General features: G+C 28.4%; 14 protein-coding genes and 1 other annotated feature. All 14 genes read left to right on the top strand.

The annotated features are described in order from the left end of the window. Positions 1-411: 411 nt before the first annotated feature. The 14 genes from AYC61_RS16335 to AYC61_RS16275 all read left to right on the top strand — a co-directional run bounded on the left by AYC61_RS16335 (position 412) and on the right by AYC61_RS16275 (position 14380). Positions 412-840 (top strand): RrF2 family transcriptional regulator, encoded by a 429-nt coding sequence (locus AYC61_RS16335; protein WP_202906858.1) that lies wholly within the window; start codon positions 412-414, stop codon positions 838-840. Positions 841-863: 23 nt separating this feature from the next. Further along, positions 864-2036: a cysteine desulfurase NifS gene (nifS, locus tag AYC61_RS16330; protein ID WP_066505063.1), complete on the top strand. Its 1173-nt coding sequence runs from the start codon at positions 864-866 to the stop codon at positions 2034-2036. A 2-nt stretch (positions 2037-2038) separates the two neighbouring features. Then, on the top strand, positions 2039-2455 hold the full coding sequence (nifU, locus tag AYC61_RS16325; protein WP_066504977.1) for a Fe-S cluster assembly scaffold protein NifU: 417 nt from the start codon (positions 2039-2041) through the stop codon (positions 2453-2455). A gap of 215 nt (positions 2456-2670) precedes the next feature. Then, positions 2671-3771, top strand: coding sequence for a tRNA 2-thiouridine(34) synthase MnmA (mnmA, locus tag AYC61_RS16320; protein ID WP_066504974.1), 1101 nt, complete (start codon positions 2671-2673; stop codon positions 3769-3771). 405 nt (positions 3772-4176) lie between these two features. Further along, positions 4177-4710: a PRC-barrel domain-containing protein gene (locus tag AYC61_RS16315; protein WP_066504972.1), complete on the top strand. Its 534-nt coding sequence runs from the start codon at positions 4177-4179 to the stop codon at positions 4708-4710. A gap of 53 nt (positions 4711-4763) precedes the next feature. Then, positions 4764-4916 (top strand): hypothetical protein, encoded by a 153-nt coding sequence (locus tag AYC61_RS21410; RefSeq protein WP_156456498.1) that lies wholly within the window; start codon positions 4764-4766, stop codon positions 4914-4916. A 304-nt stretch (positions 4917-5220) separates the two neighbouring features. Continuing rightward, complete coding sequence (locus AYC61_RS16310) at positions 5221-6402, top strand: AI-2E family transporter (protein ID WP_066504969.1); 1182 nt, start codon at positions 5221-5223, stop codon at positions 6400-6402. Between the two features lie 125 nt (positions 6403-6527). Further along, positions 6528-6731 (top strand) — a binding site (T-box leader). Between the two features lie 317 nt (positions 6732-7048). After that, complete coding sequence (gene alaS / locus AYC61_RS16305) at positions 7049-9691, top strand: alanine--tRNA ligase (RefSeq protein WP_066504962.1); 2643 nt, start codon at positions 7049-7051, stop codon at positions 9689-9691. A gap of 207 nt (positions 9692-9898) precedes the next feature. Then, the gene (locus AYC61_RS16300; RefSeq protein ID WP_066504959.1) at positions 9899-10162 is read left to right on the top strand and encodes an IreB family regulatory phosphoprotein; all 264 of its coding nucleotides are present in this window, start codon (positions 9899-9901) and stop codon (positions 10160-10162) included. 28 nt (positions 10163-10190) lie between these two features. Next, complete coding sequence (locus tag AYC61_RS16295; RefSeq protein WP_066504957.1) at positions 10191-11141, top strand: aldo/keto reductase; 951 nt, start codon at positions 10191-10193, stop codon at positions 11139-11141. A 7-nt stretch (positions 11142-11148) separates the two neighbouring features. After that, positions 11149-11562 carry a Holliday junction resolvase RuvX gene (gene ruvX / locus AYC61_RS16290; RefSeq protein WP_066505056.1) on the top strand — a complete coding sequence of 138 codons (414 nt, stop codon included), beginning with the start codon at positions 11149-11151 and terminating at the stop codon, positions 11560-11562. A gap of 57 nt (positions 11563-11619) precedes the next feature. Continuing rightward, complete coding sequence (locus AYC61_RS16285) at positions 11620-11862, top strand: DUF1292 domain-containing protein (protein ID WP_066504954.1); 243 nt, start codon at positions 11620-11622, stop codon at positions 11860-11862. A 79-nt stretch (positions 11863-11941) separates the two neighbouring features. Next, positions 11942-12385 (top strand): Fur family transcriptional regulator, encoded by a 444-nt coding sequence (locus AYC61_RS16280; RefSeq protein WP_066504951.1) that lies wholly within the window; start codon positions 11942-11944, stop codon positions 12383-12385. A gap of 330 nt (positions 12386-12715) precedes the next feature. Further along, on the top strand, positions 12716-14380 hold the full coding sequence (locus AYC61_RS16275) for a ribonuclease J (RefSeq protein ID WP_066505054.1): 1665 nt from the start codon (positions 12716-12718) through the stop codon (positions 14378-14380). The last annotated feature ends 655 nt before the right edge of the window (positions 14381-15035 follow it).

Below are 15035 nucleotides of genomic sequence, written 5' to 3'. Positions count from 1 at the left end.
TACAAGCTTATAATTTTATTATGTTAAATATAGTTAAATATTAATTAATGAAAAGTACAGTATAATAATTATCTAGGATATTATACCAATTTCTGCGCAATTAGCATTGAGTATATTAGCTCTGTGCTCATTAGATTTCATAAATCCTGAGTGAGCTCTGTAAACAATATATGTTTTATCTATATTTTCACACCTACTTATAAGTATTCTGGTATTATGATACCTAAATCAAATACAACCACCATGCTCAATATACTAAGAGTTAATGCTAAGTCTATGCTTCTAATAGTCTGCAATAAAGGGCATAAGCTATTAATAAAAAGATTAATTTTAATGTTGACAAAAGTACTAGGATATACTATACTTAAATAGAATTCCAAGTGAATTTGTAGGAATTAAAGAGGTGATGTGATGAAACTTTCAACAAAAGGTAGATATGGGCTAAAAGCTATGTTTGAATTAGCTTTACATTATGGTAAGGGACCTTTATCAATTAAAGATATAGCAGAGAAACAAAATTTATCTGAGAATTATCTTGAACAGCTGATTTCTAGTTTAAAAAAGAAAGGACTAGTAAAAAGTATAAGGGGTGCTCAAGGTGGATATTTGTTAACAGAATCTCCTGGAAATATTACTGTAGGAGTTGTTATCAGGGCATTAGAAGGAGATATAATAATTTCTGATTGTATAACTGGAGAAGATAGTTCATGTGAAAGAGAAAGTTTTTGCGTTACAAAAAATGTTTGGATTAAAATTAGAGATAGCATTAATAATGCTATTGATAATATAACTTTAGAAGATATGGTAAATGAATACACAGATATTAATAAATTTAATTAAGTTTATAGGAGGTTAGTATCATGATTAAGAGTGTTTATATGGATAACTCAGCTACAACTCCAGTTAAAAAGGAAGTTTTAGATGCTATGATTCCATTTTATACTACAAAATACGGAAATCCATCTAGTATTTATTCATTAGGAAGAGAATCTAAAAAAGTAATTGATGAAGCTAGAGATAAAATAGCTAAAATTTTTGGAGCTAAAGCTAATGAAATATTTTTTACTGCTGGAGGTTCAGAAGCAGATAATTGGGCTATCAAAGGTGTTGCTTTTGCAAACAAAAATAAAGGTAATCATATTATAACTACAAAAATAGAACATCATGCTGTATTACATACATGTGATTATCTAGAAAAGCAGGGTTTTGAAATAACTTATCTAGATGTTGATGAGTATGGCATGGTTGATTTAGAACAATTGAAAAATAGCATTACTGATAAAACTATACTAATTTCTATTATGTTTGCTAACAATGAAATTGGAACAATTCAGCCGATTGAAGAAATTGGGAAAATAGCTAAAGAAAATAATATATATTTTCATACTGATGCTGTTCAAGCAATTGGAAATGTGAAAATAGATGTAAATGAACTTAATATAGATATGATGTCATTGTCAGGTCATAAGTTTTATGGTCCTAAGGGAATTGGACTATTGTATATTAGAAATGGAGTAAAAATTGATAATCATATACATGGTGGAGCTCAAGAAAGAAAGAAGAGAGCTGGGACTGAAAATGTTGCGTCAATAGTTGGTCTTGCTCGTGCATTAGAAATGGCTTATGATAATTTAGATGAACATAATTCAAAACTTACTAAATTACGAACTAAATTTATTGACGATATAATGAAAAATATTAAACATGTTAGACTAAATGGACATCCAGATAAAAGACTACCAGGTAATGTGAATGTTTCGATAGAATTTGTTGAAGGTGAATCATTATTGCTAAGTCTAGATTTAGAAGGTATTGCTGCTTCTAGTGGTTCAGCATGTACTTCTGGATCATTAGATCCATCACATGTTTTGTTGGCTATAGGATTACCACATGAAATAGCACATGGTTCTTTAAGATTTAGTCTTGGTGATTTTAATACTGAAGAAGAAATTGATTATGTTATTGATAAATTGGTTGGTATAGTAGACAGGCTAAGAGCTATGTCTCCATTGTATGAAAATGTAGAGGAGGAATAGGCATGTATTCAGAAAAAGTTATGGATCATTTTAAAAATCCTAGAAATGTGGGAGAAATAGATAACCCTGATGGTGTTGGTGAGGTAGGAAATCCTCAATGTGGAGATATAATGAAGATATACTTAAAAGTAGAGGATGACATAATAAAAGATGTAAAATTTAAAACTTACGGTTGTGGCTCAGCGATTGCTTCATCAAGTATGGCAACTGAAATGATAAAAGGAAAATCTATAAAAGAAGCGGTTGAGTTAACTAATATGGCTGTAGTAGAAGCTTTAGATGGTTTACCACCTGTAAAAGTACATTGTTCTGTTTTAGCTGAAGATGCTATAAAATCTGCTCTTTATGATTATGCTGAGAAAAATAATATTGAAATTGAAGGATTAGAAAATTTCAAGCCACGTGAACATCATCATTAAATTTTGATTGTTAACATAAGTATTGAATCAAATTTAATAGTATATAATAAATAAAAGCGGTAGACTACCGCTTTTTTAATAATCTCGAAATTATGATTGAGATTATTGTAGATAGTAGAATACTCTTTCTTAAATATCAATTTATGTGGATTTAATATATGAATTTAGGTGAAAATATAATTAGTTAAACGATTTAAGTGTTGAGGTGAAATTCGATGGATAAAAATAAAGTTGTTATTGGTATGAGCGGTGGAGTAGATAGTTCGGTTGCTGCTTATTTGTTAAAGAAACAAGGTTATGATGTAATTGGAGTTACTATGAAAATTTGGCAAGATGATAAAGCTGCTCATAATACAGCTGAGGATAGTTGTTGTTCTTTGTCAGCGGTAGAAGATGCAAGAAGAGTTGCTGATAAAATTGGTATTCCTTTTTATGTTATGAACTTTAAGGATATATTTAAGGAAAAAGTTATAGATTATTTCATAGAAGAATATGGAAAAGGCAGAACTCCTAATCCATGTATTGCGTGTAATAGGTATGTTAAGTTTGAGGAACTTTTGAGGAGATCAAATCAATTAGGAGCTTATTATGTTGCTACTGGCCACTATGCCAAAGTAGAATATGATAAAGATAATAATAGATACTTATTAAAAAAATCTAAAGCGTTAGCAAAAGATCAAACATATGCTCTTTATAATTTAACACAAGAACAATTAAAACATACATTAATGCCTCTAGGTGATTTTAATGATAAGGCAGAAATACGTAAAATAGCTAAAGAATTAGATTTAATTGTAGCTGATAAAAAAGAGAGTCAAGAAATATGTTTTATTGATGATAATGATTATGGAAGATATATAGAAGAAAATGCTGATTATAAAATAAAACCAGGGTATTTTATTGACGTTAACGGAAAGATATTAGGCAAGCATAAAGGAATAACTAATTACACCATAGGTCAAAGAAAAGGTTTAGGAATAGCGCTTGGAAAGCCAGCATATGTGGTTGACATAGATACAAAAAATAATACAGTTACTCTTGGTGATAATGAAGATGTTTTTGCAAGAGCATTAATAGCTTATGATATTAATTTTATATCTATCGATAATCTAACGGAACCAATGAAGGTTAAAGCTAAAGTTAGATATGCTGCAAAGGAACAAGAAGCAACTATATATCCCTGCAAAGAGGATAGCCTTAAAGTTGTTTTTGATGAACCTGTAAGAGCAATTACACCAGGTCAAGCAGTTGTTTTTTATGATGGAGATGTACTTGTTGGTGGTGGAACAATATTAAGAAAAGAGTTGAATTTTTAATATTGTTTTAAAAATAATTGAGTGTTAACAAAAAAATGTTTTGTTTTTGTTTAAGTTTTAGAAACTATATTGGTTATTTTCATAGCTATTTTTTTGGTATTTTATTGTAAAAATGAAGATGCAACATTGAATTATTTGTTACATTAATTGTATTTATTTTGATAATTGAAAATTATGTTTTTTATAGCGACCATTTTATTGGTCGCCTTTTTTATCCATTAATACTATAGAATAAAAATGAAATAATAATTATATAACAAGGTTCAAAATGTTGATTTTTTAGGTGACGGTTATTGATTAGATTTGACAGAATGTGAGCATATCACCCGCCTTGTTGAAACGGTGTGTTGCAATTATAATGTAATTGCTTCCGTTGTTATAACAAAAAAGAAAGAGGTTTTTAATATGAAAAAATCTAGTGATTTAATAGGAAGATTTGTTGTTGATATAACAAATGGCAATAAAGTATGTAATATAAAAGATATTATATATTCAAAGGATTTTTTTAAGTTAGTAGCTTTTTTAGTTGACGATAATAGTTTTAGAAATGATAGAAAAATCATTCGTTTTAAGGATGTAAAAGAATTTGGTGATACTTTTGTTATGATAGACAGTATTTACGCTTTGGAAAAGCCAGAAAAATATCCTAAGATAAAAGCTATAATGGCTGAAGAATATATTATGGCAGGGCATGAGATATTATGTGAAGATGGTATAAGCATGGGATATATAAAGGATGTAGTTTTTGATGAGAAAATGGGTAGGATAGTTGGTTTTAAAATTACTGATGGCATTATTCAAGATTTATTAGATGGTAGGAGTTTTATGCCATATAAAGATGGTATGAAATTTAAAGATAAATTTTTGATTATAAATAGACAAATCAAGGAAGAATTTGAAAAGAATAAAGAAGAGTACAAAAAACTGCTAAGTATATAAAAAAATAAATGAATTAAAATATTAATGAAGAGTTTATGAGGAGGAGAAAAGTTATGAAACGCAATTTTTTAGCAGGGATGATTGCTGGTGGAATATTAGGTGCTTCTATGAGCATGTATTCATCATCTATGAGCCCTAAGCAAAGAAAAAGAATGATGCGTAAAGGTAAGAAGGTTATTTATAATATGATGGATAGTATGCATTAAAATTTGCATATTCTAACTTCAAGGCTGTTATTTAATTTTTTTCATTGTTTAAATTTCTAAATTAAACATATTACCATGTTTGATTTAGAAATTTAGCAGTTTTGAAAATTCACATTTTAACAGCCTGTTGTTTTTTACAAGATACATGTTGTATTTCTTGTAATATGTAAAAAATAATGAATAACTTGGGATAATAAATATGGATGATTTACAATTTGCGGTATATGAAGAGCAAAATCTTTATTTGAAATATATAGAAAACTTTATTAAACTTCATTTTAAATGAAATTTAGGAAGTGACAATATGGTATACATAGTTAATTTTACTAATGATGTTAGAGAATTATTAATTACAGCACTTGTATTTGTTATTTTATATTATATTATAAAAATTGGCAATAAGACATTAGGTAAAGGTAATGGATTAATTATTACTAAGAAAGAGTTATTTAAATTAACTATTTTTGCTGGTATGATATTTGCAATACTAAAAATTTATACATCGGTTCCTATAGTTAAGGATATTATATATACGATTATAATCTCTATTACAATTGCATATATTCTTAATCCAATCGTAAATTATTTAGAATCAAAAGGTTTAAGGAGAATTACATCAATATCAATTATTTATTTGTTTATAGCTGGTTTTATTGGAATGTTATATTTTATAATTGTTCCTAGTATACTTGAAGAAGTGACAAATTTATTAGTCGATTTTCCAGAATATTTAAGGCAAATAAATGATAAAATAAAGACATTTTATAATTTATATACAGTAAATATGGACAGTTTACCTGGAGGAATTGGGAATATTAAAAATATAATTGATAATAATTTAATTGCAATTGAAAATTTGGTAACGAAGAATATAAAAAATGTTACGGATAATATAGCCACAACTTTTTCAAAGCTAGTAGTTTTAGTACTTTTTCCTGTTATGACATTTTATTTCTTGAAAGATAAAGATTTTTTTAAAAAAAATATTATATTACTATGTCCCAAAAAATTTAGAGATGATTTACTAAAAATATCTAGGAAAATGAATATAATTTTAGGTAAATTTGTGCGTGGTCAATTAATAGTTGCTTCATTTATTGGAGTTGCATCTGCAGTTGATTTACTTATTTTAAGAGTTAAATTTGCGTTAATTATTGGTCTAATTGCTGGAGTTGCAAGTATAATACCATATTTTGGACCTATAATTGGCATTATACCAGCATTGTTTTTTGCATTGTTAGACAGTACTACTAAGGCTATTTGGGTAATTATAACTTTTGTTATTATACAGCAAATTGAAGGAGATGTATTATCGCCTAGAATTGTTGGAAATAGTGTAGGATTACACCCTATAGTTGTTATGGTAGTGTTATTAATTGGAGGAGGTATATTTGGTGTAATAGGAATGCTTTTAAGTGTACCAGCTACTGTATTTATTAAAATAATATTAAACTATTCAATAGAAAAACTTGATAATATGCAGTGAAATATTAAATCAAAGAAAATTCATGTATTGACAAATCTATGTAGAGTTATTTATAATATACTAAATGAAATATATTTACCAGAGCGATTATTATATGATAATTCTAAAATAAAAGATCTGAAAAATTAAATGCTATGATAGGGAGTAGTAGATATTAATACTATTTATAGAGAAAGCATTATTTGGTGAAAGATGCTAGTAGTGAAATATTGAAGCAGCCCTTGAGCTATGACTTTGAAATTATAGTAGAGGTCATCGGTGATTCCGTTATAATTGGCAAGTGACTTTTTAGTAACTAGGGTGGTACCGCGGGTAATCTCGTCCCTTTCTTTTTAGAGGGATGAGTTTTTTTTGACCAATTTGATTTGAAAAATAGATTAAAATATTAAACCCTGATTATTTATATAACTTTGAATAGTGTGCTATATAATTCTGAATTAGAAGATTCCAGTGAATTCGAAGGCATACCAGTTGGTATGTCGAGAATTTAATGGATATCTTATAATCAGAAAGAATACTTATTAATGAATCTCCTATTCTTTTCCTTCATAGGAGTAAGCGATTCACATAAAATCATAGATTTTAGTTCACTGCTCATGATTTTATATGAATAATCTGGGTTAAATAACTAAAGGAGTGTAAAGATATGAAACAATACAACTTGAATCAAGTGAGAAAAGAGTTTTTAGATTTCTTTAAGGAAAAAGATCACTATATTGCTGATAGTTATTCTCTAGTACCTAAAAATGATAAAAGCTTATTATTAATAAATGCTGGGATGGCACCTTTAAAAGCATATTTTCTAGGTACAGCTCAGCCACCAAAGAAAAGAATGGCAACTTGCCAAAAATGTATTAGAACAGGAGATATAGACAATGTAGGTAAAACTGATAGACATGGTACTTTCTTTGAAATGCTAGGTAATTTTTCTTTTGGAGATTATTTTAAAAAAGAAATTATTAAATGGGCATGGGAATTCATGACACAGAGAATAGAAATTCCTGAAGAATTACTATGGGTTACAGTATTTCATGAAGATGATGAAGCATTTGACATTTGGAAAAATGAAGTAGGAATCTCTCCTGATAGAATAGTCAGACTTGGAAAGGAAGATAATTTTTGGGAGCATGGTTTAGGACCTTGTGGACCTTGTTCAGAGATATATATTGATAGAGGAGAAAAGTATTCGTGTGGAGATCCTAATTGTAAACCTGGATGTGATTGTGATAGATTTGTTGAAGTGTGGAATTTAGTATTTTCACAATTTGATAAAGATGAAGATGGAAATTATAACCCACTACCTAATCCTAATATAGATACAGGGATGGGTTTAGAGAGAATGGTTTGTGTATTAAATGATGCAAGTAATATATTTGAAATCGAGCCTATAAGTTCAATAATTAAAAACGTTGAAAATATAAGTGGTAAGAAATATGGCGAAAATAAAGCTGAAGATGTTTCAATTAGAGTTATTATTGATCACCTTAGAGCAATGACATTCTTAGTATCAGATGGAGTAATACCTAGTAATGAAGGTCGAGGTTATGTGTTAAGAAGACTGATAAGAAGAGCAGCTAGACATGGTAAGTTATTAGGTATAGAAGGAGAATTTTTATATAAATTATCTGAAATAATAATAGATAATTGGGGAGAGTATTATCCAAATCTAGTAGATAAAAAAGTACAAATTAAAAAAGTTATTCAAGTAGAAGAGCAAAAATTTCAAGAAACTATTGATCAAGGCATGAATATCTTGAAAGAATTTCTCCAAGATATGTCTAAGAAAGGTGATAAAGTTTTAGAAGGTGTTAAGGCATTTAAACTATATGATACCTATGGTTTCCCATTGGATTTGACTAAAGAAATCTTAGATGAAAAAGGATATACAGTTGATGAAGAAGGTTTTAATAATGAGATGGAAGAACAGAGACAAAGAGCTAGAAATGCAAGAGCAAATGGAGATTTTGAAGGCTGGAATAGAAATTCTCAAGCTAAAATATCTAATGATGTATTAACAGAATTTATTGGCTACGAGAATAAAGAAGCTACTTCAAAAGTGATATTATTAATAAAGGATAATGTAGAAGTTGATAGTTTAAAAGAAGGAGAAGATGGAATCATTATACTTGATCAAACTGTTTTCTATCCAGAAGGTGGAGGTCAGGTATCTGACAGAGGTATATTATTTAATGATAATTTCAAATGTGAACTAAAGGATGTTAAAAAGATAGATGGAAATAAAATTTTACACTTTGTTAGTATAGAAAGTGGTATAATTAATGTAGGACAAAAAGTTCATGCAGAAATAAATGAGAAAAAAAGAATGAATACAGCTAGAAATCATACTGCTACACACTTACTTCATAGAGCGTTAAAAGATGTTTTGGGTGAGCATGTTAATCAAGCAGGTTCTTTAGTAGATGAGGAAAAACTTAGATTTGATTTTACTCATTTTCAAGGTGTTGCTAAAGAAGAACTTAGTAAAATTGAGGATATTGTTAATGAGAGAATATTAGATTGCTTAGATATAAGTATTACTACAGGAAATATGGATGAGGCAAGAAAAATGGGTGCAGTAGCATTGTTTGATGAGAAATATGGTGACAAGGTTAGAATAGTAAAAATGGGCAACTACAGCATTGAACTTTGTGGAGGTACACATTTAAGCAATACAAGTCAGGTACAAATTTTTAAGATAGTTAGTGAAGGTGGAATTGCTTCTGGAGTAAGAAGAATAGAAGCTATAACTGGTGAAGCAGCTTTTAAGAATATTAAGAATACTTATAAAGCTATGGATGAAGTAGCTAATAAGCTAAAAACTATACCAAGTAATGTTTTAGATAAACTAAAAAACAGTTTAGAAGAAAATAAAAGTTTAAGTAAAAAAATAGAATCTTTGAAAGCTAAGATGGCTGTATCAAAAGTCGATGATATTATTAAAGATGTTATAACAATGAATGACTTAAGCTTAGTAGTTAAGCAAATAGATGGACTAGAAGTAAATGATATGAGAAATCTTTGTGATGAGATTAAAAATAAAATTACTGGTGATGTTTTAATTGTTTTAGGTACTGTTAAAAACGATAAGGTTAATTTTGTTGCATCTGCTACTAAACCTTTAACTAAGAAGGGAATTCATGCAGGAAATATAATTAGAGAAGTTGCAAAAGCTACTGGTGGCGGTGGCGGTGGAAGACCTGACATGGCTACGGCTGGTGGAAAAGATCCATCAAAAGTTAAAGAAGCTTTAGATTTAGTTGAAAACTTAGTAAGAAATAGTGTAAAATAGTTATAAGAGTTTAATAAATAATTTTGTATAAAAATTTATCAACGTACGTTTATGTAAATTTTAACAAATAATAAATTATGATAACCCCTGATTATTCATAGGTAAATAGCATATTATTCAAAACCATATGAATGATCAGGGTAAAGCATTTGATTAATATAAGTGTAATTTAAATATAATTGGTAATATTAATGAGAGGTGATTAGTATGAATGATAACATCAATAACACTATGAAATTTGATGTTCCTAAAGATAATAAGAATAAAGCTAGAGATATTATATTAAGAGTTTTTGGTGCATTAGATGAAAAAGGGTATAATCCAGTGTATCAGATTGTTGGATATATTTTATCTGGAGATCCAACTTATATTACTAGTTACGATGATGCTAGAAGCTTAATTAGAAAACTTGAAAGAGATGAATTGTTAGAGGAGTTAATCAAAAGTTATATTGAAAATGAAAAAAAATAGAAACAAGTCTTAGAAAGAAGTGTTTAACATGGAATATGAGGTTTTAGGTAGTTGCGATTTTAAAGTATCTAAGATGTGTTTTGGATCTCTTACTATGAGTCCACTACAAGCAAATATGAGTTTTAAAGAAGGAGCTGCCTTGATAAAGTATGCTTATGAAAAAGGTGTTAATTTTTTAGATACGGCTGAGTTTTATGATAACTATGGACATATACGAGAAGCATTAAAAAGTATTAATAGACATGATTATATAATTGCTACAAAGTCTTATTCGTATTCAAAAGAAACAGCTCAAAAAAGTTTGAAAAAGGCACTAGAAGAATTAGATACTGATTATATTGACATATTTTTATTGCATGAACAAGAGAGTGAGCATACAATCAGAGGACATTATGAAGCTATAGAATATTTTATGAAAGCTAAAGAAAAAGGAATAATTAGGGCAATTGGTATATCGACGCATAGAGTGGAAGGCGTAAAAGCATTTAATAAATATAGTGAATTAGATGTTGTACATCCAATTATAAATATTGATGGTATAGGCATACAGGATGGAAGTGTACAGGATATGTTAGATGCCATAAAGGAAGCTAGATTGCTAAATAGAGGAATTTATGCTATGAAACCTTTAGGAGGAGGGCATTTAATTAGAAATGTTGAAGAAGCTTTAGCATTTGTAAGGAGTATTAAGGATATTCATTCATTTGCTATTGGAATGCAATGTCAAGATGAAATTGATGCAAATGTTTCATATGTAGAAACAGGACAAATTGATAATAATCTAAAATCAAAATTAATAAACAAAAAAAGAAGACTTCACATAGATGATTGGTGTGAAGGATGTGGAACTTGTGTTGAAGTTTGTCAACACAATGGGATAATGATTAAAGATAATAAAGCCGTTCCAATATTAGAAAATTGTGTTTTTTGCGGTTATTGTTCTAAACATTGTCCACAATTTTGTATAAAGGTTGTATGATGATATGATAAGAATTATGGGTTTAGATGTAGGCGATAAGACAATAGGTGTAGCAGTAAGTGATCTTTTAGGAATAACAGCTCAAGGTGTTACTACTGTAAGAAGGAAAAGTTATAAGTATGATATAGATCAATTATTGGATATAATTAAAGAATATAATGTTAATAGAATTGTAGTTGGTCTTCCCAAAAATATGAATAACACAATTGGACCGCAAGGTGAAAAGGTAATGAAGTTTGTTGAAAAATTTAAAGGAAAATGTTCTTTAGAAATGGATTATCAGGACGAAAGATTAACTACTGTAGCAGCCCATAGAGCCATGATAAGTGCTGATATGAGTAGAGCGAAGCGAAAAAAGGTTGTTGATAAAGTAGCGGCTACATATATTTTGCAAACCTATCTAGATAAAAATAAATTTTAATCATGATTAATTATAAGATATTAATTATAGTCTAGGTTAAATATAGGAGGTAATATAATGAGTGAAGAAAGACAAATACATAAATTTGTTGATGAAGAAGGAAATGAGCATGAGTTTGAGATTTTAGATGTATTTAAGGTTGATGAAAAAGAGTATGCTATTTTACAAGCTGATGACGAAGAAGATGCCTTGCTATTAAGGATGGAATTGGACGAAGACGATAATAAAATTCTAGTTGTTATAGAAGATGAACAAGAATTTATTGATGTTAGAGATTTATATTTTGAGTCTGAAGAGTAACTAAGGGGAAATTCAAATATTTATTGACATTTCCATTTTATAGATATAGACTATTAATATGAGGTAAGTAGGTGAATATATGAAAAAAGATAACCCTAATATTTTGTTAAATATACTAAAAGAAAATGGATATAAATTAACTACACAAAGAAAGATTATATTTAATATTTTTACAGAAAATGAGGGTGCTCATTTGAGCCCTGAAGAAATTTATGATAAAGTAAGGGATAAACATCCAGATATAGGAATAGCAACAGTGTATAGGACTTTACAATTGTTAGAAGATTTGGACATATTATATAAGGTTAATTTTAATGATGGTTGTAGCAGATATGAGTTAAATTTAGACAAAGATGCTGGCCATCACCATCATCATCTTATATGCCTTAATTGTGGTAAGGTTATAGAAGTTGAATTGGATTTACTCGAGAATCTTGAAGAAGAAATAGAAAAGAGCTGTGAATTTGAAATTGTAGACCATAGTGTTAAATTTTACGGATATTGCAAATCATGTAAAAAATAAGTCCCTATTGGGATTTATTTTTTTGAAATATTTGAAAGTTCTTTTATGATAAATGTGTAATATGGTTAAAATAGTAGTAACTAATAAGAATATAAAATATATTTATAATAAAATATATGATATTAAATATAAAATCTTTATTGTTCATAGACTTTGAATAATACGCTGTATAGCTAAGTATAGAAAGTAAATTTATATTTATGGAATAGCGTACTCACAAAGAAATGCGAGTTAAAAATAAATTTTTAATACGGATTAGAACTGTAATTTCAAGTGAATATGAATAATATGGGTTAAACATAGTAAGAAATACAAAAGGAGAGTGATATGGTGGCGAAAAAAGCACCAAAATTAAAAATAATACCTTTAGGTGGATTGTGTGAGATTGGAAAGAATATGACTGTAATAGAATATAAAAATGATATTATTGTTATAGATTGCGGAATGAGTTTTCCTGGAGATGAAATGTTAGGAATAGATGTAGTTATACCTGATGTATCTTATTTAGAAAAAAATAAAGATAAAATAAAAGGTATAATTCTAACGCACGGGCATGAAGATCATATAGGATCATTACCTTATATACTTCCAAATTTATCAATACCAATATATGCAACAAAATTAACTATAGGTCTAGTTGAGTATAAATTAAAAGATCGAGGAATTAATAATGCGCAGCTTAATATAGTTAAACCAGAACAATCAATTAAACTTGGATGTTTTGTGATAGAATTTATTAGAACAACTCATAGTATACCAGATTCTGTAGCTTTAGCTATACATACACCAGAGGGTTTAATAGTTCATACAGGCGATTTTAAAATTGATTATACTCCAATAAAAGGTGATACTATCAATCTTCATAAATTTGCTGAATTAGGTAAAAAAGGCGTATTGGTAATGATGGCTGATAGTACAAATGTTGAAAGAAAAGGCTACACTATGTCTGAAAGTACTGTAGGAGCAACTTTTAAAAATATTTTTATGACAGCTAAACATAGAATAATTGTGGCTACATTTGCATCAAATATTCATAGAATTCAACAAATTATAGATGCAGCTGTTATGTTCAATAGAAAAGTTGTTATATCAGGAAGAAGTATGGTTAATGTCGCTAAAGTTGCGATTGAATTAGGGTATTTAGATGTTCCTGAAGGAACATTGATAGATATAAGAGATATGAATAAGTATTCTACTGATGAAATAGTTGTTATAACAACTGGAAGTCAAGGAGAGCCAATGTCTGCACTATCTAGATTAGCATCGTCTGATCATAGAAAAATGGCTTTATTACCAGGAGATTTAGTTATTATATCAGCTACTCCAATACCAGGAAATGAAAAGGGAGTATCAAAGGTAATAAATCAATTATTTAAAAAAGGTGCTGAGGTTATTTACGAAGACTTAGCTGACGTACATGTATCTGGTCATGCATGTCAAGAAGAATTAAAGCTTATACACAGTTTAATTAAGCCGAAATTCTTCATTCCTGTACATGGAGAATATAGGCATTTAATAAGACATGCTGAACTAGCTAAAGAATTAGGTATGGATGAAGATAATATATTTATTGCAAAAAACGGATCGGTACTGGAATTCACTAATGATAAAGGTAGGTATTGTTCTTGCGTAACAGCTGGAAAAGTTTTAGTTGATGGTTTAGGTGTCGGTGATGTAGGTAATATTGTTCTAAGAGATAGAAAACATTTATCTGAAGATGGTTTAATTGTTGTTGTTGTTACTATAACTAAAGAAGAAGGAAAAGTGATATCAGGACCTGACATTATATCAAGAGGATTTGTATATGTTAGGGAATCAGAAGATTTAATGGAAGAAGCACGTAGTGTAGTTAAAGTAGTGCTAGATGAATGTGAAAAGAACAACATTACTGATTGGGCAACATTAAAAACTAGAATTAAAGATGCATTAAGAGATTTCTTATATGAGAAGATTAAAAGAAATCCAATGATATTACCAATAATAATGGAAGTATAATAATTTAGATGTTATAGTGTAGTTTTTGTAACATAATATTGAGGTACATCTTTTGATTATTTATTATGTAGTTCATGATTTAGAGAGAAATATAAAATTAAGTTATGGATATAAGAGTAAAAAAATAAAACATGAGAAACATTCTATAATTACAATATTACTTATATAATTGAATATTTTAGAAAAGTTTAGAATTCAGGTAAAGACAGTGAAAAGAGTAAAATAGTATATTGAATAAAGACAATGTAATAAGAGATATTTTGTACTGAGGCTAGATTTACTCGATTATTATATGAAACAACATATTAAGTAATTGTAATCTCACAGATGTAGGAAATTAATTTCTTATATATATAAAGCTGTAGAAGCTTAGAATTGCTTTTACAGCTTTTGTCTTATTAAGAGACTTTAAATTCTAGAATCAGGCAAGGAAATTCTTTGTTATAGCTGGAGTATATTTACCTAAACTCTATGTTTCTTTAACTAAACAAGTTTACTAGTCATATAATAAATTAATATGTAAACAATAAGAATAATGTGATATTATCAAAATTATAGGTATTACTTGTAATATTATTAGTATAATTATATAATTTATATATGTTATTCTTGATTACCCATATAACTCTCGATAATATGCTGTAAGTTTCTGAAT

The organism is Abyssisolibacter fermentans, from assembly GCF_001559865.1.
Taxonomy (GTDB): domain Bacteria; phylum Bacillota; class Clostridia; order Tissierellales; family MCWD3; genus Abyssisolibacter; species Abyssisolibacter fermentans.
The sequence above is the reverse complement of the archived record's forward strand: the minus strand, read 5'-3'. Positions and strand labels throughout refer to the sequence as shown.